This window comes from Galbibacter orientalis DSM 19592, assembly GCF_000260115.1.
Lineage (GTDB): Bacteria > Bacteroidota > Bacteroidia > Flavobacteriales > Flavobacteriaceae > Galbibacter > Galbibacter orientalis.
Genome location: NZ_JH651379.1, coordinates 897,680 through 920,320 on the forward strand (window position 1 = coordinate 897,680; position 22,641 = coordinate 920,320).

General features: G+C 35.1%; 8 protein-coding genes. 4 read left to right on the forward strand and 4 right to left on the reverse strand.

The features are described 5' to 3' along the window. Positions 1-29 precede the first annotated feature (29 nt). From JOOMADRAFT_RS04100 to JOOMADRAFT_RS04115, 4 genes are all read right to left on the reverse strand, one after another. A complete protein-coding gene (locus tag JOOMADRAFT_RS04100; protein WP_008611505.1) occupies positions 30-233 on the reverse strand; it encodes a DUF6327 family protein in 204 nt (67 codons plus the stop codon). Between the two features lie 67 nt (positions 234-300). Beyond that, a complete protein-coding gene (locus tag JOOMADRAFT_RS04105; RefSeq protein WP_008611506.1) occupies positions 301-654 on the reverse strand; it encodes a phage holin family protein in 354 nt (117 codons plus the stop codon). Between the two features lie 9 nt (positions 655-663). Beyond that, complete coding sequence (locus tag JOOMADRAFT_RS04110) at positions 664-1,041, reverse strand: YtxH domain-containing protein (protein ID WP_008611507.1); 378 nt, start codon at positions 1,039-1,041, stop codon at positions 664-666. 179 nt (positions 1,042-1,220) lie between these two features. Then, complete coding sequence (locus JOOMADRAFT_RS04115; protein WP_008611508.1) at positions 1,221-2,903, reverse strand: glutamine--tRNA ligase/YqeY domain fusion protein; 1,683 nt, start codon at positions 2,901-2,903, stop codon at positions 1,221-1,223. Positions 2,904-3,360: 457 nt separating this feature from the next. On the opposite strand from JOOMADRAFT_RS04115, the gene JOOMADRAFT_RS04120 reads away from it, so the two are divergent. The 4 genes from JOOMADRAFT_RS04120 (at position 3,361) to JOOMADRAFT_RS04135 (ending at position 22,595) form a co-directional block, all read left to right on the forward strand. After that, complete coding sequence (locus tag JOOMADRAFT_RS04120) at positions 3,361-5,550, forward strand: T9SS type B sorting domain-containing protein (RefSeq protein ID WP_008611511.1); 2,190 nt, start codon at positions 3,361-3,363, stop codon at positions 5,548-5,550. Positions 5,551-5,553: 3 nt separating this feature from the next. After that, positions 5,554-7,662, forward strand: coding sequence for a PorP/SprF family type IX secretion system membrane protein (locus tag JOOMADRAFT_RS04125; protein WP_008611512.1), 2,109 nt, complete (start codon positions 5,554-5,556; stop codon positions 7,660-7,662). A 62-nt stretch (positions 7,663-7,724) separates the two neighbouring features. After that, positions 7,725-21,557 carry a T9SS type B sorting domain-containing protein gene (locus JOOMADRAFT_RS04130; RefSeq protein ID WP_008611513.1) on the forward strand — a complete coding sequence of 4,611 codons (13,833 nt, stop codon included), beginning with the start codon at positions 7,725-7,727 and terminating at the stop codon, positions 21,555-21,557. Between the two features lie 72 nt (positions 21,558-21,629). Beyond that, positions 21,630-22,595 carry a PorP/SprF family type IX secretion system membrane protein gene (locus JOOMADRAFT_RS04135; protein ID WP_008611514.1) on the forward strand — a complete coding sequence of 322 codons (966 nt, stop codon included), beginning with the start codon at positions 21,630-21,632 and terminating at the stop codon, positions 22,593-22,595. Positions 22,596-22,641 lie beyond the last annotated feature (46 nt).

Below are 22,641 nucleotides of genomic sequence, written 5' to 3' on the forward strand. Positions count from 1 at the left end.
CTACATTTTCTATGCTTGGAAGTTATTTTTTAGCCAAATATTTTTTTTACAACTTTTAAGGCTAGGGCTCTTTTTAAGATAAATCCTGCAGTTCTACCAACTACATTTAGAAATCCAAGGTCTTCTTTTAAGCCTTCAAAATTCAGCTTTATCTCTTCCTTGGAAATATCTTTTTGTAACCGTAATACTTTTAGGTCTTTATCTATTTCTTCAAATGAAGTATAAACTTTCATATGTTTACTTTTATTGTTTTAATGCCTCATAGCTAGGTCTAATTCTTCAAGGCTCATTTATATAATATTAATCGCCATCAAAAAAATCTTTCGAAGCTTTTACCAATACTTTTCTCTCGATTGTTTTTCTGAAGCCATAATAAATTATGAGGGCAATTATAATATAGAATGCTCCAAGAATTAAAAATCCGAGCCCTAAATTATCTAACCAAGCTCCTATAAATAAGGCTATTGCAAATGTTAGTAATAACATAGCTCCAAAAAGAACAGCTCCAATGATTATAAACATAATCATTGAAGTAGTTCCTTTAGTTATCTTTTTAAAAGCGCTAAGTCTGTAGTAATCGTAATTATGCTCAATATATTCTTGAGCACTTTTATGAAGATTTTCAGCGTTTTCAGAAATATTGTTTAAAGACATATATGGAGTCTATTTAGTTGCTTTTGCTACTTTCGATTCAATTTTATTTACAATCCCGTCTTTTTGAAGTTTAGCATTTTTTTCTCTTAATTCTTCTAATTTAGCTTCTAAAGCTACTAAAATATCATCGGCTTTGTAACTCATAGAAGATAAAGTGTCTTCAAGTTTAGATTCAAAATCTACTCTAGCTTTATCCGCTTTAGTGCTTAATTGAGACGTTGTTTTTTTTAATTGCTTTTCTAACTCTTTCTGAGTTTTTTTAGCATTTTTCTGAATTTTTTTTCTAGTAACATCTCCTTTTTCTGGAGCATATAAAATACCTATTCCTGCTCCAATTGCTGCTCCTGTTAATAATGCTAATAATGTATTTCCTGTGTTGCTTGACATAGTTTTATTTTTTTTGAATTAATATATGTTGTGTGTTAATTGATAGTACCTAAGATACATAAAATGAGAGAATTTTACGAATAAAACGTCGTAATTAGCCTATTATTAACACTCTATGTTAAAGAAATAAAAAAAGCACTTTGTGAAAAGTGCTTTTAAATATAGAATTTATTATTCTTTTATGATTTATCAATCTTGGCCCAACTGTCTCGAAGTCCTACAGTTTTATTAAAAACTAATTTTTCGTTGGTAGAATCTGGGTCAACATTAAAATACCCAATGCGTTGGAATTGAAAATGGTCGCCTATTTTGGCTTCTTCCACACTTGGTTCTACATATCCTTTTATAACTCTTAAAGAGTCTGGGTTTACAAACTCTAAGAAATCTTTTCCTTCATGTCTGTCTGGTTCTGCTTCTGTAAACAAACGGTCGTATTCTCTAACTTCTACTTCTTTAGCATCTTTAATAGAAACCCAGTGTAGCGTACCTTTTACTTTACGCTTACTTTCTTCGGTGCCACTACCACTTTTACTTAGTGGGTCGTAAGTACAATGAACTTCAATTATATTACCATCTTCATCCTTAATTGCTTTTTCAGCTTTAATGATGTAGGCATTTTTTAATCGAACTTCCCCTCCTAATTTCAAGCGGAAGAATTTTCTGTTAGCTTCTTCTCTAAAATCTTCCTTTTCTATATATATTTCTCTTGAAAAAGGTACTTTTCTGTAGGTAAGAACTTCATCCTCAGGATTATTTTCAGAGTCTACATACTCATCGGTATTTTCAGGATAATTGGTTATAACTACTTTTAAAGGGTCTAAAACTGCCATTATTCGTGGCGCTTTTTTATTTAGATCTTCACGAGCGTGGAATTCTAATAAAGAAACATCAATTAAGTTTTCTCTTTTTGCAATTCCAATTGTTTTGACAAAATTCTTAATAGATTCAGGAGTATAACCTCTTCTTCTAAGGCCAGAAATTGTTGGCATTCTTGGATCATCCCATCCATTTACAATACCTTCTTCTACCAATCTAAGCAGTTTACGCTTGCTTACTATAGTGTGACTCAAATTTCGTCTCGCAAATTCGCGTTGTTTAGGCTGCACTTGGTTAGGATTGCTAACTTGCTCTAAAAACCAATTGTACAATTCTCGGTGCATAGCAAATTCTAGTGTACAAAATGAATGAGAAACTTGTTCAATATAATCACTCTCACCATGTGTCCAATCGTACATTGGGTAAATACACCAATCGGTATTAGTTCTGTGGTGAGCCTTATGAAGAATACGATACATTATAGGGTCTCGCATAAGCATATTAGAAGAACTCATATCTATTTTAGCACGTAATACGTGGGTTCCAGATTCAAATTCTCCATTTTTCATGCGTTGAAAAAGGTCAAGATTTTCTTCTACTGAACGATTTCTGTATGGACTATCTGTTCCAGGGGTAGTAGGAGTTCCTTTTTGAGCTGCAATTTCTTCTGAAGTCTGACTGTCAACATAGGCTTTTCCGTTTTTGATAAACTCTACAGCCCAATCAAATAGTTGTTGGAAATAATCTGACGCATAGCGCACTTCACTCCATTTATAACCTAGCCATTCTACATCTCGCTTAATGGCATCCACATATTCTTGCTCTTCTTTAGCTGGATTTGTATCGTCAAATCTAAGATTTACAGGAGCATCGTATTTTTCGCCAAGTCCAAAATTTAAACAAATAGAACTTGCATGACCAATATGCAAATAACCGTTTGGTTCTGGAGGAAAACGAAAACGTAGTTTTTCCTTATCGAAGCCTTCTTTTAAATCGTCTTCAATAATATGTTCGATAAAATTTAATGATTTTTCTTCTTCTGCCATTTTATAAAAACTTATGCCCGCAAAATTACGTAAATTTTAGAGTGAATTAGAATGTTATTCTCTATTTAAATGTTTGAACTTCGTTCTAAATGATAATTTTTCGGTTAAAGAATCATTTTCTTCTATCAAGAAGATAGTTTTTGTGTGGAAAATCATTTCTTTTTTTCGATTTTCACCTCCTTCATTTTTGAGTTATTAACAAATTTGAGCTTAATTTTCCTTCAAACCCTAAAAGTATCAAAATGTGTAAAAAACACCGTGTTTATTGTTTTTATGCCATAAACCGATTAGTATGTTTTGATCTGAAATTGTGAATAACTTTATGAAAAGCATCGTTGGCATATAAAAAACCTCATTTCACCACAAAAGCAAAAAAGTGTTGAAAAAATCTTATAACTTTGGTTTTCTATTATAGAAAGTTGTTACTTTGTGATTGCCCAAATTAAAACATGAACGAATGAATAGAACTTTACCCAAAAAATCTATTCGTCTTTGTCTACTTTCGCTCCTTCTAGGGGCTTCTAGTATGCAAGCACAAGATTTAAAAAAGCCTGTTTTAGGTTTTTCAGATGCGTGTGCTTCCAAAGGCTTCAATAGTTTTTCCGCACAATTTAAGTGGGATCCTACGCCTATCGTAGCATCCAACAATGAGTTTATTCTAGAGCTTTCCAATGCCAACGGCAGTTTTTCTTCCCCAACTACACTAGCAACCTTAACAGATAAAAATACAGTATTCGACTTTACTATTGAATTTGAAATGCCCGAGACTGTGCGTGGCGAAAATTACAAAGTACGTGTTCGTAGCACGAATCCAGCTAAAACAAGTCCTTCAAGCGATCCTTTTGGTGCTTATTACCTTACAGTTCAAGAACCTCTAGTGGTTAATAATTTTGAAGAAGCTTCCGTCTGTGAAGCTACCACCGTTTATTTAGAGGTGGATAATTATCCTAACCAAGAAGCATACAATTGGTACAAAGACATGGCCCTGATTCCTGGAGAAAACGGCCCTTCAATTGAAGTTTCTGAGCCAGGAATTTATTTTGCTGAAATAGATTATGGGAGCTATTGTTCTACTTCTACCGCTTCAAATTTAGTTGAAGTTTATATTGAAAATTCTCTCGGAGTAGAATTAATAGGAGCCAAAAAAGTATCGCTTTGCGAAGATCAAACCTATACACTAACAACAGATTTAGCCGATGAAACCATGACGTATGCTTGGTATAAAGATGGCGAATTATTGGTTAGAAATAATAGTAATACGCTGGAAGTTAAGGGTAATGACCCTGGTTTTGCAGGCGATTATTATGTGCAAATTGAAAGACCGGGTGGATGTAACGAAAAAACATCTACTGTACAGATAGAAGCAGGCGGTTTTGAATTATCACTTGAAAGTCCGAATGGAACTTTATTGCTTCCTCAACAATCTATAAAATTAACAGCAAATACTACTGCTGTATCGCCGAGTTTTGAATGGTATAGAAATGGAACTTTATTAGCCAATGAGACTTCTAAGGAGTTAGTAGTTTCTGTAGCTGGAGATTATTACGTTAAAGTTACTCAAAGCAATGGTTGTACTGCCAGTAGAATTACAAATGCAATTTCTGTTACAGAACCATCTGCCTATACGGCTTCCATCAATGCTGCTAATTATTCAGATTGTAGTAATAGTTCTGCTGTTTTAAATCTGGATAAAATTGAAACTACAAATTCAGACGGAACTCCCTATTTACTTCCTCAATCGGCTTTAACAAATGCTAAATACCAATGGGTATATAATCAAAAAGACTTGGCAGGAGAAACGTCAGAAAGTATAACTATTGCTAAGGCTTCCTTGAATGGAGCGTATGCTTTAAAGGTTTCCTTAGAAGGAGGGAAAGAAATTATATCCAATGTATTTAATGTAAAATTAGGATTGTCTGAAACGCCAGTGCTTTCTGGAACAGGAACAGTTACTTGTGAAAATGGCAATATGATTGAAATAACATCTTCAGTAAAAAATAGCGAATACCAATACAAATGGTTTAGAAATAATGTTGAACTTACAGAAACTAAACCAACATTTACTACAAACCTTTCAGGAACTTATAAAATGGAAGTATCCGCTTACGGATGTTCTGTAGCTTCAAATGAATTTGTGATAAACGATTTTGATACTTCTGTAGTAACATTGGATGCTTCTGGAACAATTGCAATTCCAGAGGGAGATTCTAAAGTAGTTACAGCCTCTGGAGGAGATTCTTACCAATGGTTTAATACTAAAAATGAATTGATAAGTAATGGACCTTCTGTAAGTCTATCTGAAGAAGGAGAATACATTGTTTTAGTTGCGGTAGGAGATTGCCAGGTTTCTAAAACCATAAAAGTTACCCATGTATTGAGTTATGTGGTGCCAAATGTTATAACACCAAACGGAGATGGCTTTAATGATCTTTGGATTATTCCAAATTCGTATGCGTATCAAAAAGATATTACCATTAATATCTATGAGCAGTCTGGTGCAACAATATATTCAACAAACGATTATCAAAACAATTGGCCAGAGTCATCCAGTATAACATATTCTGGGAGTAGACCTCCAATTTATTATTACAGAATTACTAAGGGAAAAGAAACGTTAAAGCAAGGAACTATAACAGTTATTAAATAAAAAATGAAGCTCAGGTTATTATACATCCTACTTATATTAAGCACCTGCCTTTTTGCGCAGGAGGATGCACCTGTGGCTTCTATTGACATTCCTGCTCAAAACTCATTAAAGTTTAATCGTTTTTTAATCAATCCTACTTTTTCAACGGTTAACGAAGATTATTCTTATTTCAATCTTTATCATAGAAATCAATGGGTAAACTTTGAAGATAATTATCAAACGTATTTAGGAAGTTATTCTGGAAGAATAAGTGATCGTTCAGGATTAGGATTAAGCGTTTATCACCAACGTTTTGGAACCATCTCCAATTTTGGTGTTATGGCGAATTACGCATATGGAATCCGACTATCAGAAAAAAGTAACCTTACTTTTGGTTTCAACTTGTCTTATTACAATAGCGGTGTTGATAAAAGCAATATTAATCCGTCGCAACCAGACGACCCAACTATTGCAGATTTACAAGATGGCTCTTTGCTTTCTTTTCAGCCAGGGATAAATCTTTCTATTGGAAGCTTTGATGTTGGTATTTATGCCGAGAATGCATTTGATTATAACTTAAGAACCAATGAGTCTTTAACCGATTTTAACGATAAAACTTTTACAGGCCATTTAATGTATACCAATCGGTTTAAAAATGGTGTTGGTATTATGGAAGATGCCAAACTATCTGCATTAACAAGAGTTAGAAGAGTAGGTGAAGAAGATTTAAATCTATCAGGAAGTTTAATATTAGACTTACCAAAATTAGGATGGATACAAACAGGTTATGATGACTATTATGGAATTGCAGCTGGGTTAGGATTTAATATTACCAAAAGACTGTCGTTAGGCTATACAATGGAAAAAGGGGTAAGCGGACAAGTATCTAATTTTGGGCTAACCCACGAAATAAACTTTGCGTATTCTTTCCAACCAACCTTAAGCGAGAATAGGGTTTTTGAAGATTTAGAAGAAGATGAAGAACTACTTTTAGTAGAAAATGAAACCCCACAAGATACAATTACCGATAAAGATGCAGAGATTGCTAGACTACGTAAGTTAGTTGCTGAAAATAACATGATTATTGATGAAATGATGTTTAAGCAAGACTCTATGGAAGAAGCACGAAAAAATGATGTAAATAAGCGCTTTGCATATATTATTAAATATGTAAATGACAATAAAGGAAAAGGGAATGAGCAAGAAGTAAAAGCACGTGCCGTTGCCATGATGAAAGAAATTGATGAAGAAGCTTATGAGAAAGCTCAAATAAAATACACTAATGATTATAACAATATAGGAACGTCAAATAAACGATCTTACGCTAAGAACACACAATCTAAAGAGAGTGAGGTTTCCTCAAAACCTGTTGGTAGTGCTAACGTAAGCTCTGATAAAAGGATAACTGCATCAGCAACAACAACAAACCTAGCCAATGTAGATGATGGAGCTTACGTTGTTGCCAACGTATTTAAAAAGGACGAATACCTTAATAAATTTTTAGAGGAGTTAAAAAGTAAAGGAATTGATGCTGATTACTTTGAAAAGAACGGTTTAAAATATGTTTATATAGAAAGATATGCTACTGTAAAAGAAGCGCAACAGGCACAACAAGATAATTTTAATGGAACTTATTCTGATGCGGTTTGGGTTTTAAATATTGACAACAATAAAAACGCAATCCCATCATCTAATACAGATAAAGCCTATGCTTCCAACAGCCGGAATAAAGCTGATAAAGTTCGAAAGTACAATTCAGAAATAAACACTGAAATTGATTATTTAGAAAATGGATTGAGTCAATGTACCGATAGGTATGTTACTAGAATTTTTCAGTCGGATGAGTTAGGTTATTCTGATGAGATGGTAGTAGAAAAACCATCCAAAGTTAAACCACGAAGCAAAGGATATTATATTATAGCGAATGTATTTTCAGAAGAAAAAAATGCAAGGAACTATGTTGATAAATTAAAACAAGAAGGTTACGATGCCAATATTTTTATTAACCCTAAGAATAATTATAAATATGTGTACTTAAATAAATATGATAATTGGCAGAACGCCATGAAATCATACCGAGCCAGTATTAATTATAAAAATGATATTTGGATCATGCCTATGAAAAGTACATAGCATATTATATAAAAACATACATAAAATAAATTAATAGTAACAAGTCCCCAAAGCTTAACACTATGAAAAAAAACTACTTTACGCTAAATACGTACATTCTGTTCGCATGCATATTCTTTGCATGTGTTTCCTCTTTATCAGCACAGGTTAAAAATGATTTTGATGTTCGATATCAAGACAATATAAGAGGCGATATTACTTTTATTGGAAATAATATAGTTAACCGTAAAACAACAGGTAATTGGTGGGAGCCAAGTAAGAGTCCAAACGATTCTTATGATGAATCGTCAAGTAATGATGGTTTTAATATGCATTATATTGATGTAGATAATGATGGTTCTACATTTAGTTCGAGTAGTGCAGAGCTTTCCATTCCTGATCCTGAATGTAGTCGTGTTATTTATGCGGGTTTATATTGGTCAGCTGTATATAAATATAATGAAGGTGGAGTTGCTAATAGTGGTAGGGAAAATGATTGGAATAGTGTAAAATTAAAAACGCCAGGAAATAATTATACTCAATTAGTTGCTGATGAAGTGTTATTTAATGGATTCGGGGATTCTGATTTTGGTAATTATAGTCCTTATGCGTGCTATAAAGATATTACTACTCTAATTCAATCTACTTCAAATCCAACAGGGGAATATACTGTAGCAAATATAAGAGCAAGCTCAGGATACGGTACATCTAATTCTTCCGATGGACTAACTGGGGGTATATCTGGTGGTTGGTCTCTTGTTATTATTTATGAAAACCCTACTTTAAAAGGGAAAAAAATTACAACCTTTGATGGATATGCAGGTATTAAATCTGGAGAGTCGTTAGATATTCCAGTAAAAGGTTTTAGAACATTACCAGAACCATTTCCAGTTAATGCAAAAATGGGAGTAATGGCAATGGAAGGTGATAGAGGAATATCTGGAGATCAATTAAGAATAAAAGCGGATAGTAAGACTACTTATACTAACCTTTATAATAATGCTAATCCATCTTCAAATTTTTTTAATGGAAGTATTTCATTAGAGAGTGATGGAGACGCAGGAGTAATAAATCCAAACAGAACACCTAATAGTATTAATACATTAGGTTGGGATGTTGACCTAATGGAAATTAGTAATTCTAACTGGTCTGTTATACCAAATGACGAAACTGGAGTAACTCTAAGAGCAATATCTACACAAGATAAATATGATATATTCTTCACTTCTTTTGATGTAGAAATTATAGAGCCAGACATGCAATTGGCAAAAAGAGTTTTTGATACTGATGGAAATGATATACAAGGGCAAGAAGTAGCTTTAGGACAAGAAATTCAATATTCACTAAGTTTTGATAATATTGGAAATGATGACGGGACCAATTTTACTATTAAAGACATTCTTCCGGTTAATGTTGATTTTATAAGTGCTGAATTGCCACCTGCAATCGATGAAATGGGGCAATTAAAACAAATTACATACACATATGATATTACAACGAACGAATTAATATTTACCATTCCCGATATTTATGTGGAAGTTCCACGAGATGATTATACCATTAAGATAAATGTTCGGGTGCAAGAGGATTGTGATAAATTACGGGATGCATGTTCCAATATAATTCAAAATCAAGCGTATGCAACATACCAAGGTGTATTAAATGATAATGAAATATCAGACGATCCTAGTGTATCGGGTTTTGATACTTGTAATTTTGGAATACCTGGATCTACAAATTTTCTACCAAACTTAGATGAGTGTAATTTCGAAAGAGAAATTGCTATTTGTGGAGATTCTATTAAATTAATTGCTGGAGCAAATTATGATACGTATCAATGGTTTTTTCAGAATCCAGACGGAACTTACAGAGCATTAACAGGAGTTATTGATGGAGCTTTAGGACAAACGTATACGGCTACTAATTATGGAACTTATAAGGTTGAAAAGAAAATAACCGAACCATGTAAGGATTATGATGAAATTATAACTGTTGTTCCGAGAAGTAATGATTTAACAAGTCCGTTTGCTTCTGTGGCCGATCAAGTAGTTACATGTCCGAATGATGGGACTTTATTGCCAAAATTTTTCTTATGTGGAACTAATGATGACCGAATTCTTAATGTAAGTTTTCCGGATGCAGTGGCTTTAGTTTGGCAAAAGTTAGATGATAATTGCTCCGCAGCCTCTATTGAAGACGATTGCCCTTCAAAGGATAATTCGTGTACTTGGAATGATGTTGGAACAGGGGATCAATACGAACTTTCAGGTCCAGGAGAATATCGTTTAGAAGTTCGTTATCAAAACAATTGCTTTAACCGTTTTTACTTTAAAGCTTACGAAAATTCGGTAGACCCTACTATTACAAAAGAGGATATTATTTGTGACACAAAAGGTAGAATAGATATTTCGGGTATAGGTAAAGGTTATGAATATGCTATAGCGTTATCATCTAATGTTTTTGATCCAAACACGGCTACATGGCAAGATGAAACTTCTTTTGAAGTAGAAATTGCAGGTACTTACAATGTATACATTCGTCAGGCAAATATTGATTTAGAAGAGGGAGACAGAGAGCCATGTTTGTTCAAATTTGAAAATGTAGTTATTGCTAAAAGAAATTTTACTGTAAATGTTTCGGAAAATAATCCCTTTTGTAGTGATGCTAAAGGATCGTTTGATATTAACGTTGATGGTGCAAGAGCATGGTACACCTACGTGATAAAAGATGAGGCAGGAGCTGTTGTTGATGATGAAAATCAATCGGACGATAATTTTCATCAATTTGCAGAGCTTGATCCTGGGACTTATTCTATCGAAGTTACAACAGAAGATGGCTGTACTTTTTCTGAACCTTATACAATTATAGCTCCAGAGAATATGGAGCTTAACGCTGTTGTTTCTCAAAATGTTAGTTGTAGAGAAGGAAATATTCAAGTTCATTCTAATGGAGGGCAAAACCCACATAAATATGCCATATGGAGTTACATACCAGCATCAGGAGCAACATCACCAGAAATCAGTTATTCAAATATTGATGAAATACCTGCTGAAGCAATACAATCTGAACAGATATTTGATGTTTATATTGGAGAGCAGGGAACCTATAGTTATGTCGTTTTTGATAAAAATAATTGCTATGCTTTTTCTAATGAAGTAACTATTATCGTAGAGCCTGATATAGAGTTTTCTGTCGACCATACAGACGAAACATGTATAGGATCTGAAGACGGGACAATCACTGTTGGTATAGACAATGCTCATAATTATAATATTTCATACAGTATTGATGGTGTTGATTTTGATGGAACTAATACGTTTTCAAACCTAGAAACAGGAACTTATACGGTAACTGTAAGGGGAATGAAAGAAGGAGTTTCATGCGATTTTACAAAAGAGGTTACAATTGAACCAGGGGTTCAAATTTCAGCTGATGCAAATCTAACAAACGATTATACTTGTTTAGAAAATGGACAAATTACTTTTGGTAATGCAACTGGTGGTTCAGGAATTTTTGAGTATTCTATTGATGGTGTAAATTGGCAGGACAGTCCTGTTTTTAATAATCTAACAGCTGGAACTTTTACTCCTAGCTATAGAGATAAGAATAATCCAGATTGTGTTCAAGAAACTAATGAAATTACAGTAGATCCTTTAACTCCTCCTACAGATATTAGTTTTAATACAACTGTTCCTCAATGTCCGGCACAAACGTCTAATGTTACACTTTCTGTTGTTGGTGGAGCGGGTTTAATTAATTATGAAATTATTGCACCTGCATCTTCTGTTACTGTTAATGGAACCAATAATATATTTAATGGTTTAGCAGCAGGTAATACATATACCTTTAAAGTAACAGACGAAAAAGGCTGTACTTATAATGAAAACCTAACTATTCCTCTATCAACTCCAATAGGAGTAGTAGGGCAGTTAATTAGTAATGTAAGTTGTGTTAATGGATCAGATGGAGAAATAAGATATACTGTAAGCGGATTCATTACTAATTATAATTATACCGTTGTAGATGCATCAAATACAGAAGTACAATCTTCGGCTACACCACAAACAAATTCAATAATAGATATTACTGGATTAGAAGCAGGAGTTTATACAATTACTGTAACAGACCCTCAAACAGATTGTACAGATACCGATACTGTTACCATAGAAGAACCAACTTCACAATTAGTATTGGGCACTCCAGATATAACACACGAAAGCTGTTCTCCAACAGGAACGAACCTTGGCGCTATAACGATAAGCGCTTCTGGTGGATGGGGGAGTTTTACGTACGAATTGTATGGTGGTGCAGGAAATTTAATTACAAGCAACGGAACAGGATCATTTTCAAATTTGTCTGCTGGGGATTACATCATTCAGGTAATCGATGCAAACGAATGTGATATTGATTCAACAACAATTACCATCGATTCGGCAATTGCTCCTGACCTAAATCTTTCGCCCAACAATGTATGTTATGATGCTACAGAAGGGTTAACTATTACAGCCAGCATAACACCAGGAACAGGTTCTGGGATTTTAAGTTATACATTAAATGGAGGGAGAACCAATACAACAGGAAGCTTTGATAAGTTAGGTCCCGGAACTTATACAGTTACAGTAACTGATGAAAAGAATTGTACCGATACAGAAACCATTACGGTTAATCCGGAGTTGGATGTAATAGCTTCAGCAAATCCGATTTCAGCTTGTGGGACATCAACAGATGTAACCATTACAGCAACGGGAGGTGATGGAAATTATGTATATGCTATTGTTCCTGATGGCAACACACCAAATTCTTTTTCAACAACCAACCCCGTAAATATTACCACAGCTGGAGATTACGATGTATATGTAAGAGATCATGCCGGAGGAACTGGATATTGTGAAGCCAAATACGATATTACCATTACTGCCGACCCTGAGCTTAAGGTAACAGCTTCAAATACAAAAATTTTATGTAATGGAACAACATCTACGTTAACCATAACTGCAGGAGGAGGTTCTGGAAATTATACTGGATATTCTATTGATAAAGGCTCAACGTTTCAACCATCAAATGTATTTAATAATCTTATCTCTGGAAACTATAATATTGTTGTAAAGGATTCCCAAGGATGTGAAGTAGAATTATTTTATACGATAAACCAGCCGCAAGAGTTAACAGCTTCAGCAAATGTGGCAGCTTTAGTAGAATGCAATCCGAGTGTTGGTGCCGATGTTAGAATTACCAATGCACAAGGAGGAACAATTCCATATGAATATAGTTTTGATGGTGGATCAAGTTATGGAGCATCTGCGACTCAAAATTTAATGCCGGGAACATACGAATTATATGTAAAAGATGCTAGCGGATGTATTTTTGGACCTATGCCAATTACGGTAGAAGAAGGACCAGAAGAGCCTGAATTAGATGCCCTAGTTGATTATAATTGCGATGGTACAGGAAGCATAACTGTTAACGCTTCACCTTCAACGTATGATTATACTTATCAGTTGAATGGAGGAACTGAACAAGTATCTAACGAATTTGAAGGGGTAGCTCCTGGAACTCATGATATAACGGTTAATTATATTAGTAATTTACCTGCTACTCCAATACCAGAAAAATGTCCTTTAAGTAAAGATATTAAGGTTATTGTTGAAGACGGTCACAAGTTTACAGCAGAAGTTATAGGTACAACTAATGTAAGCTGTAATGCAGATAACAATAGTGAAGTTACCATTTCAGTTACCAATTTCGGTGCTAGTGGATATGAATATAGCTTGGATGACTTTGCCACTATTTTAGGAACATCAACCAGTGCTACAGAAACAATTTCTGTAGGATTAGAAGCAGGAACATATACATTATCTGTTCGGGATATTGATAATCAAAGTGCTACCCCTTCTCTTGCGTGTAGTAAAGATTTACTTTTTATCATTACAGAACCAGATCCAGTAGTGGTTACTGCACAAATAACTTCAGAAATAACATGTAATGTAGCAACAGCAACCATAACTGCAACAACAGCTACTGGAGGAACACCTGGATATACTTATCAGTTGGAAGACATTTCTGGAATCCCTATTGCAGGATATGAGTTTGCTACTAATGGGACGAATAGAGTTTTTAGCAATTTACCAATAGGAGATTATATAGTAAGAGCTAAGGATAGTAAGGATTGTGATGATACTTCAGAAACTTTATCAGTATCAGCACCCGACTCCGTAACCTTTACGGCTACTCCTACCGCCTGTGTTAGTGGTGTTTATACTCCACAGATTGAGGTGGAAATAACAGGAGGAAATAATGATTACCTAGTGAGCTTAAGTGATGGTTCAGGTGTTTTTTACAAACCAAATGTTGACGATGACTCTCATATTTTTTATAATCTAGACCCGGGAACTTACGAAGTTACTGTAAAAGATGGTTATGGCTGTTCAGCTAACGTGAAAACCGTTATAGTAAGAGATGATCTGGATGCAGATGTTGATGTAACCCATATAGCTTGTGTTGATGGAAAAATTGAGGTTACAGCATCCGGAGGTGATGGAAATTATGAGTACAGTTTTGACGGCGGAAACTCTTATGGGACTTCAAACACATATGCAGTTACTTCCGGAAATGGAGGTTCTTATGATGTAGCGGTAAAAGATGGTTCGGGGGCTTGTGTGTATGAAGAAACAGTTCAGGTAAATGAACTTACTCCGATAAGTATAACTGTTACTCCTACACAACCAAAATGCCACGATGAAAAGGGGGCTATTCAGATAGATATTTTCGATGGAGTAGGGCCTTATGTTATCGTAATTAATGATGGAACATTCGATGTTATTAAAGAAAAATTTACAGGAACTTCTACCACATTTTATAATTTATCAGCAGCAAATTATACAGTTACTGTAACAGATAATTATGGTTGCTTTGATGATAAAACGCTTATAATCACAAATCCGGATGAATTAACAGCTGATATTAATCCATTTATAACAGACTGTGGAAGTACTCCTGACGATTTTGGATTTGCCATAGAAAATTTGCCAGCCTATTACACATCTGGAGGATTTACAATTGAATATACTGATGGAATTGGATCTTGGCAGACTTCAAATGAATTTAATACATACAATCCTGGAGATGTGGTTAATCCAAAAGTAAGGGTTACAAATACTAATACAGGAAATATATGTTCTTTAGACATGGGAAGATACATTATTCCATATCCTTTAGATGATTTAAATATTGAAGTATACCCAATTATTGTTAACTGTAATGAAATGATTGTTACAGTAGAAGGAACTGAGGGAGACCCTGGATATGAATATACATATACAAATGATCCGTCAAATTTTGACCCAAATAATCCAAGTGTAAATTGGACTTCTCAAACTCCTTTTGGAGGACCGCACGTATATGAATATTATAACCTCATTCCTGGACGTACATATGTATTTTATGTAAGAGATGATTCTGGATGTATTCGTCAAAGCTCTGTAAATGTTAATGACTTGGTAAACTTACCTATGGACATTGAAGTTGAATATGAAGCTTCTTGTTCAGGGGCAAATGATGGTCAGATATCGTTTACTCTTACAGATGATGATGGTACGGTGGAACCGTATATTCGATATGAACTTTATGAATTAGGAAATCTAACACCGATTTATTCATCAACTCCGACAAATGTTCCATTTAATTCACCAGAAACATATAGTATCCCTATTTCCCTGCCTCCAGGTGAATATTATGTGCAAGTAACACAGCACGATGGAACAACAGATGCATGTGTTGCAGCAACTGAAAATATTCTTATTGAAGAGCTGGATCCAATTTCTGGGACACCTGCTAAAATAAGAAATATTACTTGTGAAACACCGGGACTTATTCAAGTTTCTGATATTACAGGTGGTGGCGAAGAATATACCTATACTTTGACTAGTACTGATTTTGATATTGACGGAGATGGTATTTATGACCCTGCAATTGATTTTATCACTACCACCGACAACCCTATGGAGGTTTCTATAGATGATATCTTAGACCCAACCGTAAATTCTATAGTTGTTGATGTTAATGTAGAAGATCAATACGAATGTGGTCAATATTTGGGTCAGGTTACTTTAAACATCTCTCAAGCACCGGAAATAGATGCAGTTATTACCGACAATTGTGACGGTAATGCAAGCATTACAGTAAATGTAGATGCTACAACAGGACTTGCGCCTTATTATTATTCTATGGATGGCGGAGCAACCTACGGTCTTGCTGGGGAAAACGAATTTACAGGTCTAACCACAGGGACTTACGAAATCATGGTATTAGACAGCAATGGTTGTACAGTTGCTGCTAATGCCGATGTGGAGATTTATGAACCATTGGCATTTGCTGAACTGGAAGTAAGAGAAGCTTTGGATTGTCAGTCGGGTGATGAAGATGCCAAAATCTTTTTTGAAGTAGAAGGCGGCTCTTCAGTAGATGCATCTACCAATATATTGTATTCTATTAGCGGTCCGGCAGGATTTACGAATCCGGTTACCGAAGTACCTATCCCGTCAACTGCTACGCCACCAAACTCAAGATTGTTTACAGGAGCAAATGTGCCAGGAACTTATACCATCACCCTTAAGGATGCACAAACAGGTTGTATTATCTCACGAAAGGTTGAAGTACCGGAAAAATTAGTACCAGAGGTTTCTGGCACACCGATTACAACTGATGTTACTTGTTACAATGATGCAGATGGGACTATTACCGTTACTGCTAAAGACAATGCTACAGGACCATATACTTTTGAAATTATCGCAAGGAACGGAACTCCATTTTCGATGGCACCAACAGCTTCCAATGGTTATCAAGCTACCTTTACAGGATTGGCAGGAGCTATAGGAGCAGGAATTACTTATACTATAGAAATTACTGCTAACTCTAATAATGCATGTACATCACTACCTATCGATGCAACTATTTATCAACCGGAAAATTTAACCGGATTAACATTAAATGTTACTGAGTTTGCTTGTACAACAGGCAACGCAGTAAATTTAGCAAGCGTAACTGCCAGTGGAGCTACCGGAGGAACCGGAACTTATGTTTATGAGTTTATATACAATAACGGAACGCCGGGAGATACAAGTGATGATATTACACGAAAAGATGCTACAACAACATTCAATGTCTCCAATCACGCTGGAGGAAATGTGGTAGTTAATGTGTATGATGAAAAGGGTTGTTTTATTTCTGATAATATTGACATTAAACCGTATAATAAATTAGAGCAAATTGTAACGATACCGACCAACCCAACATGTAACGGAGGTGATGGTGCTATTCAAGTGGATGCTACGCTTGCATCAGGTGCTATTGGTTCAGATATATTGGAGTATCGCATTTTTGATGAAACAGGAACGGAAATTACTAGTGAATTCTTCCGAGGAAATACTGATACATATACATTTAACAACTTAGATATAGGATCCTACGAGATTCGCGTATCCAATTATGATACAGGCTGTGAATTGATAACTACAGAGGAGTTGACTGATCCAAATACTTTTGACATTGATTTGGATATTACCTCTAGTGTAGTTTGTTTAGGTTCTCAAACCGGAGAAATTTCAGTTGAGTTAATTGATGCGAATGGAACACCGTCTTATTCTGGACCTTTTACATGGAGAATAGACAATACAAATGGTACACCGGTTGATAATAGTGATGATACCTTTGCGAAAAATGGAAATAGTACGGATAACGGACCAATAACGATTGATCAGTTTGAAGCAGGAACATATATTATTTATGTAACACAAGATAATAACCCGCAGTGTACTCAAGAGAAAGTATTTACTATCGCGACACCATCGGCAAACCTAACTGCTACGGCAAGTGTAACAGCGCAAACGTGTAGTTTAAATGATGGCATCATAGAAATCACTAATGTATCTGGTGGTTGGGGTGGCTATAAATATTATGTAGACACAACGCCAATCGCAGATGAAAATGATATTACTAATTATTTTGATAGCCCTCGTTTTCAAGGCTTGGCTACAGGTACATATGAAATATGGGTAATCGATCAAAAAGGTTGTTCAGTTCAATTACCTTCCGAAGAAATTATTAATCCAACACCAATTACTGGAGATATTAATGCTTCAACTCAAAATTGTGAAGGATTGAGTGGAGAAATTACAGTAGATAATGTTACTGGAGGTTCAGGAGGACTTTATACATTCCAATTGATTAAAGATGGAGTTGATTTTGGGGCTCCTCAAACAGGAATGACAACAGTTTTTACAGGCTTAGGTGCTGGAGATTATGAAGTTAGAATTTCTGATAACTGGGATTGTTCTGTGGTTTTATTAACTCCAATTACTTTATATGAAGAAATAGCACTAAATTATACTATAGATAGTAGTATATCATGTGATGCCTCTAATAATAATCTTGGAGGACAAGTTACAATCGATGCAATTGGAGGAAATGGTTTATACACATTTGAAGTTGAATATCCTAATGGAACTACAGCAAACAACGGAAGTATAGCTACCTTTACAGGTCTAGATCAAGTTGGAACCTATATATTTACAGTTACAGATGGTGTGGGTTGTGATGAACAAATAGATTTAGAGCTTGAAGCACCTATAATTCCGGAATTAATAATATCTAAGAAAACAAATGTTTCTTGTGAAGGATTAAGTGATGGAACTATTAAAGCAACTGTAAACTCTTCTACATCTGTAAACCCTCCTTATACATATGTATTAACGGGTCCAATTACGGCTACGAATACAAGTGGATTATTTACAGGATTGCCAGCTGGAAACTATACAATTACGGTAAGTTCAGTTTTAGGATGCTTTGATGAAGAGATTGTAGAAATTACTGAGCCATCCGCTTTAGATTTTATGGCCGTGGTTACTACAGAATTTTCATGTAACCCAGATAATACTATTGCAGTAGGGCAAATTACAGTCAATGTAGACCCTATTACAGGAACGGCACCTTATTTATATAGTATAGATGGGACAAATTATCAAAACAGTAATGTTTTTGATGTAGTTGATACTGGAAACGATGAAACCTATACATTATATGTTAAAGATGCAAATGGGTGTTTTGATACTTACCCAGTAACAATAAATACACTTCCTAAAATTACAGCGGTAGGAGTTACACCAGTAAGAGCCATTACATGTGCTAATACTGAAGAAGTTGCCGTTACAATAGTTGGAGGTTCTGGAGATTTTTCAGTTGAATTACTACCTGTAGGGCCGACAAAACAATTAATTGGACAAACAATAAACTTTGATTTGCCAACACCAGGAGATTATGTCTTCCAAGTAACAGATAATGTAACAGGATGCTTCTTTATTACAGCTCCATATACAGTAAATCCTTATAATACTATCAAAGCTACGGCTAATGCGAGTTCATCGGTAAGCTGTATTGGTTCTGCAACAGGAGAAATTACTATTAACGTAAGCGATTATATTGGAGATTATACTTATGAAGTGTTTGCTAGTAATGGAACATCTATTGGAGTGACAGGATCAGGGATAGCTTCAACGCCAATAGCTATAAGTGGAATTCCAGCAGGGAATTATTATGTTGAAGTTATTGCTCTAGATTCTCCTTACTGTCCAGCTACATCTAATACAGTAAATATAAAGTCCCCTACAAAAGGACTAGATCTAAACGCTGTGGTTACAGAAGATTTGAGTTGTATTACAAATCAAGCTGAGATTGTTGCTACTGCAACCGGAGGATGGGGAAGCTATCAATATGCCTTAGTTATACAGGGAGCTACTCCTTCAACTGGAGATTATAGCGTAAATAATATTTTCACGAATGTTTCAGCAGGAATTTATGAAGTATACGTAAAAGATGCTGAAGGTTGTGAAGAGGTAGAAACAGTTACGCTAACGCAACCTATTCCTATTAATGCAACAGCTACTGCAACTTCTATTGATGTGCTTTGTGAGGGAGATAAAACAGGAAGTATAACGGTTACAGGAGTTACTGGTGGTAGACCTGATTTTGATGCTACGGTTGAGTATTTGTATATCTTAAATAGACTTGACCAGAGTGGAGGAGTTATTTCTAGCTCTGCACCACAATTGTCAAATGTATTTAATAATCTGGGAGCAGGAGATTATAGTGTAACAGTTACCGATAATCACGATTGTGATTTTGTCACTCTTCCAGTTTCAGTTACAGAACCAACGGAGGTATTTGCTTCATTACGTTTAGTAGCAGGTAATACGTGTACAACAGGAGCTACGTTAGAATTAACTGTAACAGGTGGCACAGGTTCGGGTTATGAATACAGTACCTCAGCAAATAGTGGTTGGATGAGTATGAGTGGCAATAGCATTCAAATTGATGTCCCAGAACCCATTACAACAACAGAAATGCATCAATATTATGTAAGAGATTCTAATGGTTGTATTTCAAATATTTCAAATAGTGTAACAATATCTCCAATACGTCCTCTAGAAATTACACCTACTGTAGTTGCAGATGTAAGTTGTTATGACGAAGCAACAGGCTATATTAAAGTTGATGTAACCGGTGGTTTAGGAGATTATTTATATACGTTGTTCGATGTTTCAGGAAATGTAGTGGTAAGACCACAGCAATCAGGAAATACATTCTCAGATTTACCTGCTGGGGTTTATTTTGTTGAGGTTGAAAGTGGCGATTGTATAGCGCAAGAGCGTATTCAGATTGAAGAAGGGGAGGAACTAACCTCTAAAGAACCTGTAATTTTCAATCCTATATGTTCAGACGATTTAGGTAGCATAGAATTAGAGCTTCAAGGAGGTTCTGGAGTATATCAATATGCAATATCTCCAAATCTAGATCAATTCCAAAACAAAAATGTTTTTGAAGACTTAGAGCCAGGAACGTATACCATTATTGCTCAGGATTCTAAAGGTTGTAACCCATTTGTTTATAAAAAGGAGATTGTTGCACCAAGTCCAGTTGCTGCTAAGGCCAATATTTTGGAGAAAGAGTTTTGTGCTGGAGACAAAACAGCAAGCTTTGAAATTAATATTGAAGGGGGTACGCCTCCTTATTATACCGCTTTAAATACGCAAGAAGACGATAAGTTTATAGAAAACAAAACAATGTTTGACGGTTTAGAGGGGGGAGAAACTTATGTTGTTTTTGTTAAAGACGCCAATGGATGTTCTACAAATGTTATTGTAACATTGGATAAATCGGTTGATCTTTCTCCAAGAGCAGAGATGAGTCAGAATTGTTTTGACAATAGTGCGGTTAATGAGGTTACAATTATGTTGGCTCAAGATAATTTAGAAGATGTTATTTACACTTTGGATGGAGGAGTAGATCAGTTTGAAAATAGATTCTCAAACCTTGCCCCAGGAAAACATACGGTTACTGTTTCTTACTTTGGATGTGAGAAAACTGTGGATTTCACAGTAGATCCAATAGTTCCTTTAAACCTTTCGGTAGGAGAAAGTAATATTAACGAGTTTACCATTTTACCTACTGGTGGAGCTGCTCCGTATGAGTATTTTATTGATGGGGTTTCTAATGGAAACGATTCCAAATATGTTATTAGAGAAAGTGGTGTTTATGAAGTTAAAGTTATAGATGCTAATGGGTGTGAAGTTGTTGCGCAGATTGAGATGGAATTTATAGATATAGATGTTCCAAATGTATTCACTCCAGATGGCGATAATAATAACGATACTTGGACTCCTAAAAACACGCTCTTATATCCTAAAATAGTTACCAAAATCTATGATCGCTACGGAAGGGTGGTTGCAGAACTTCGTGTTGGAGACGAATGGGATGGACGTTATAACGGTGCCTTATTACCAACAGGAGATTACTGGTATGTTATTAAGCTGAATGGTGCAGAGGACGATAGAGAGTTTGTTGGACATTTTACACTTTATAGATAAAGAAAAATTGATAAGACTCAAACAGAATTATTTTTTGTTTGAGTCTCATCATGATAAAAATTTTAAAATAAAATGAAAAAGTATCTTTTTATAATTGCAATAACGGTAGGCTTTTCTGTTAAAGCTCAGGAATTAACACTTCCTACATTTACACAATATTTAGCAGACAACGAATTTGTAATTTCCCCTACCTATGCCGGAATTGGAGATTATGTAAAAATACGAGGGAATGCCTTAACGCAATGGGTGGGTATTAATGATGCGCCAGATACCCAAACCCTTGTGGGAGATGTTCGTGTGGGCGATAAATCTGGGGTTGGTGCTTTGTTTTATAATGATAGAAATGGAAATACACAGCAAATGGGAGCGAGACTCTCTTTTGCTCACCACCTTACTTTAGACGAGTCTGAAGATCGTTTTTTGTCCTTTGGAATCTCCTATAATATTAATCAGTTTCGTTTAGATATTAATAATTTTGATGCGGATGGAGATGGTATTCCAGACAATACAGATCCTAGCATTACCGATAATCGTTCTACTACAAATCATAATTTTGATGTGGGAGTTTTATTAAGGAGTGGAGGTTTTTTTGCAAGTTTAAATGCTTCGAATATCTTAAATAAAGATTTAAATGTCTTTGCTATAAACGAACCTAATAGACTCAGAAATTATTATGTGTATTCTGGATATCGATTTAAAAAGAATATACGTTCTAATTTTGAATGGGAACCATCAGTGTTTTTTCAACTTTATGAAAGTGACGGAAGATCGAGTACCGATATCAACATGAAAGTTAGGTATTGGGACTTTGAGGATTATTATTGGGCAGGAATTAGCTACCGTTTCTTAAACGATCAATTTATGGATCCATTAAATGTTGGTCCTATGATTGGGATGAAAAAGGGAAGTTTTTACTTTGCTTATTCCTACCAAGTTATTCTCAACGAGATACAAGCGTACAGCACAGGAACCCACATGATTACCATTGGGGTAGATATTTTCCAAGGATTGGGTCCTTGCCGTTGTACAATGCGGTAGTTATGCTAGCAGGTAATAAAAGTGTTTAGTAAGGGTACTAAAACAG

Bases quoted from the DNA above. Each gene is read 5' to 3' on its own strand.
- JOOMADRAFT_RS04110 (WP_008611507.1), bottom strand. From the start codon at position 1,041: ATGTCAAGCAACACAGGAAATACATTATTAGCATTATTAACAGGAGCA.
- JOOMADRAFT_RS04100 (WP_008611505.1), bottom strand. From the start codon at position 233: ATGAAAGTTTATACTTCATTTGAAGAAATAGATAAAGACCTAAAAGTA.
- JOOMADRAFT_RS04120 (WP_008611511.1), top strand. From the start codon at position 3,361: ATGAATAGAACTTTACCCAAAAAATCTATTCGTCTTTGTCTACTTTCG.
- JOOMADRAFT_RS04115 (WP_008611508.1), bottom strand. From the start codon at position 2,903: ATGGCAGAAGAAGAAAAATCATTAAATTTTATCGAACATATTATTGAA.
- JOOMADRAFT_RS04135 (WP_008611514.1), top strand. From the start codon at position 21,630: ATGAAAAAGTATCTTTTTATAATTGCAATAACGGTAGGCTTTTCTGTT.
- JOOMADRAFT_RS04130 (WP_008611513.1), top strand. From the start codon at position 7,725: ATGAAAAAAAACTACTTTACGCTAAATACGTACATTCTGTTCGCATGC.
- JOOMADRAFT_RS04125 (WP_008611512.1), top strand. From the start codon at position 5,554: ATGAAGCTCAGGTTATTATACATCCTACTTATATTAAGCACCTGCCTT.
- JOOMADRAFT_RS04105 (WP_008611506.1), bottom strand. From the start codon at position 654: ATGTCTTTAAACAATATTTCTGAAAACGCTGAAAATCTTCATAAAAGT.